General features: G+C 65.6%; 2 protein-coding genes. Both read right to left on the bottom strand.

Annotated features, from left to right (window positions below; all coding sequences use genetic code 11):
• Positions 1 to 12: 12 nt before the first annotated feature.
• The gene (locus AC1D00_RS40180; protein ID WP_477014514.1) at positions 13 to 909 is read right to left on the bottom strand and encodes a cytochrome c oxidase subunit 3; all 897 of its coding nucleotides are present in this window, start codon (positions 907 to 909) and stop codon (positions 13 to 15) included.
• A 79-nt stretch (positions 910 to 988) separates the two neighbouring features.
• A complete protein-coding gene (locus AC1D00_RS40175; RefSeq protein ID WP_135176244.1) occupies positions 989 to 1633 on the bottom strand; it encodes a cytochrome c oxidase assembly protein in 645 nt (214 codons plus the stop codon).
• Positions 1634 to 1635: the final 2 nt, after the last annotated feature.

The following is a 1635-nucleotide window of genomic DNA, read 5'->3' as shown; positions in this document are numbered from 1 at the left end:
ATCCAAGGCTGCTCAGTGCGCGCCGTGGGCCATGGCCTCGGCGCCACGTCCCCAGACGTAGATGGCGAGGAACTGGAACAGCCAGACCACGTCGACGAAGTGCCAGTACCAGGCGGCGAATTCGAAGCCGAGGTGCTGCTTCGGCGTGAAGTGTCCGGCATAGGCACGGGCGAGGCACACGATCAGGAAGATGGTGCCGACCAGCACATGGAAGCCATGGAAGCCGGTCGCCATGAAGAAGGTCGCGCCGTAGACGTTGCCGGCGAACGAGAACGCCGCGTGGCCGTACTCATAGGCCTGCACGCAGGTGAACAGCGCGCCGAGCACGACGGTGAGGATCAGGCCGTATTTCAGGCCCTGGCGATCGTTCTCGAGCAGCGCATGGTGCGCCCAGGTCACCGTGGTGCCCGACGTGAGCAGGATCAGCGTGTTCAGGAGCGGCAGGTGCCAGGGATCGAAGGTCTCGATGCCGTGGGGCGGCCAGGTGCCCGGCACGGCGCAGGCGCCGGCCTGGGTGCCGAGGCCGCAGCCGAACACGGCGTCGCGGGTGGCGTGGACAGCGTCGGCCGGAAACAGCGCCGCGTTGAAATAGGCCCAGAACCAGGCGACGAAGAACATCACCTCGGAGGCGATGAACAGGATCATGCCGTAGCGGTGATGGAGCTGCACGACGCGGGTATGGTCGCCCTTGTACTGGGCTTCCTTGATCACGTCGCCCCACCAGCTCGCCATGGTGTAGAGCACGCCGACGGTGCCGACGCCGAACACGATCGGCGCGGCCGAGAACATGTGATGCATCCAGGCGATCGCGCCGACCGCCATGATGAAGGCCGAGAGCGAACCGATGGCCGGCCAGGGAGAGGGATCGACCAGGTGATAGTCGTGATGCTTGGTGTGCGCCGTTGCCATTTGCGGTCTCTCTCCTCAATCCCGTGCCTGTCCGGCACTTATCCCCTTGTTTCCGACCTGCCGAACCTGAGCCCGGCGGTCAGAGATTTCCCTTGCGTTTGTCAGCTTCGCCGGATGCGAGCGGCTTCACCACCGGATCCTTCACCGGGTAGAACGTGTAGGACAGCGTGATCGTGTTGAGCCCGTCGTTCTCGTGGTCATCGGCGATCGACGGATCGACGTAGAACACGACCGGCATCTCGCGCTTCTCGCCGGGCGCCATGGTCTGCTCGGTGAAGCAGAAGCAGTTGATCTTCTGGAAGTAGGACCCGACCGTCAGCGGCGCGACGTTGTAGGCGGCCTGGCCCGCGGTGGTGCGCGCGGCCTGGTTGGTCACGGTGTAGAAGACGGTCACGACCTGGCCGATATTGACCTCGATCTCGCTCTGCTCCGGCTCGAACTTCCAGGGCAGGCCGGGCGCGACGTTGGAATCGAAGCGCACCGCGATCTTCCGCGCGATCGGACCCGAGGCCGGCGCGGCAGTCGCGACCTGGGTCGTGCCGTTGAAGCCGGTGGCGCGGCAAAACCAGTTGTAGAACGGCACCGCCGCGTAGGAGGCGCCGACCATCAGCGCCACCACGCCGCCGCAGATCGAGGCGACCAGCACGTCGCGGCCAAGCCCACTGGAACGGCCCTTGGTGGCCGCCCGGCTCTGATCCCGCGATATGGTCGGCTCGTGATCCATCT

Source organism: Bradyrhizobium sp. P2_E8, from assembly GCF_056403875.1.
Note: the sequence above shows the minus strand (reverse complement) of the source record. Positions and strands in the feature narration are given on the sequence as shown.

Bases quoted from the DNA above. Each gene is read 5' to 3' on its own strand.
- AC1D00_RS40175 (WP_135176244.1), bottom strand. From the start codon at position 1,633: ATGGATCACGAGCCGACCATATCGCGGGATCAGAGCCGGGCGGCCACC.
- AC1D00_RS40180 (WP_477014514.1), bottom strand. From the start codon at position 909: ATGGCAACGGCGCACACCAAGCATCACGACTATCACCTGGTCGATCCC.